A 931-nucleotide genomic window follows, 5' to 3' on the forward strand; every position below is an offset into this window, starting at 1 on the left:
GGCTTGACCAAAGGTTTTGGATAGGAAAAGGATGTAAGTTAAGGTATAAGAGATAGAGTTTCAGTGTTCGGTTTTGAAGGTACAAATTGTTATCTTCAGGAATGGCCCAGTGGCTCAGTTGGTTAGAGCGTCGCCCTGTCACGGCGAAGGTCGTCGGTTCGAGTCCGATCTGGGTCGTTAAAGGATTTTAATCCTTGTGGGGTCTTAGCTCAGCTGGGAGAGCATCTGCCTTACAAGCAGAGGGTCATAGGTTCGAGCCCTATAGGCCCCATTTCTAGTGAAAACGGTTTTAAATGTTACGCCGATGTGGCTCAATTGGCAGAGCAGCTGATTTGTAATCAGCAGGTTATCGGTTCGAGTCCGATCATCGGCTTTATGGAATACAATTCCATATGGATGGATTCCCGAGTGGCCAAAGGGGACAGACTGTAAATCTGCTGCAATTTGCTTCGGTGGTTCGAATCCACCTCCATCCATTTTCTTTTTCAGGAATATTTTTGAAAAGGAAAACATATCATATACAACATAATATCGCGGGGTGGAGCAGTCTGGAAGCTCGTCGGGCTCATAACCCGAAGGTCATAGGTTCAAATCCTGTCCCCGCTACTAAGATCTGAGTGAAAATTCAGATCTAAAATGCCCAGATAGCTCAGTTGGTAGAGCAGAGGACTGAAAATCCTCGTGTCACTGGTTCGATTCCGGTTCTGGGCATTTGTAATATGCAAAAATAAATATTTATGGGATACTAGCTCAGTCGGTAGAGCACTTGACTTTTAATCAAGTTGTCGGGGGTTCGAATCCCCCGTGTCTCATTGCAGAGAGATCAATATACGGTTTGTATATTGATCTCTTTTAATTTACGCGAGCAACGAGCCAAAGTCCGTGCTTGCACGAGACCTTGGCGACTGCCGCGATAACTTGAGAAACTCGC

The 931-nt window shown here is 45.5% G+C and carries 7 tRNA genes; all 7 read left to right on the top strand.

Annotated features, from left to right (window positions below):
- The first annotated feature begins 103 nt into the window (after nt 1–103).
- The 7 genes from DW835_RS09770 (at nt 104) to DW835_RS09800 (ending at nt 812) form a co-directional block, all read left to right on the top strand.
- Nucleotides 104–177: transfer RNA gene (locus DW835_RS09770), tRNA-Asp, on the top strand.
- A gap of 21 nt (nt 178–198) precedes the next feature.
- Nucleotides 199–271: transfer RNA gene (locus DW835_RS09775), tRNA-Val, on the top strand.
- Nucleotides 272–300: 29 nt separating this feature from the next.
- A tRNA-Thr gene (locus tag DW835_RS09780) sits at nt 301–373 on the top strand.
- A 21-nt stretch (nt 374–394) separates the two neighbouring features.
- Nucleotides 395–476 (top strand) — tRNA-Tyr (locus DW835_RS09785).
- A gap of 56 nt (nt 477–532) precedes the next feature.
- Nucleotides 533–606: transfer RNA gene (locus DW835_RS09790), tRNA-Met, on the top strand.
- 32 nt (nt 607–638) lie between these two features.
- Nucleotides 639–711: transfer RNA gene (locus DW835_RS09795), tRNA-Phe, on the top strand.
- Nucleotides 712–739: 28 nt separating this feature from the next.
- Nucleotides 740–812, top strand: a tRNA-Lys gene (locus DW835_RS09800).
- Nucleotides 813–931 lie beyond the last annotated feature (119 nt).

Source organism: Clostridium sp. AM34-9AC (genome assembly GCF_003480225.1).
Classification (GTDB): domain Bacteria; phylum Bacillota; class Clostridia; order Lachnospirales; family Lachnospiraceae; genus Acetatifactor; species Acetatifactor acetigignens.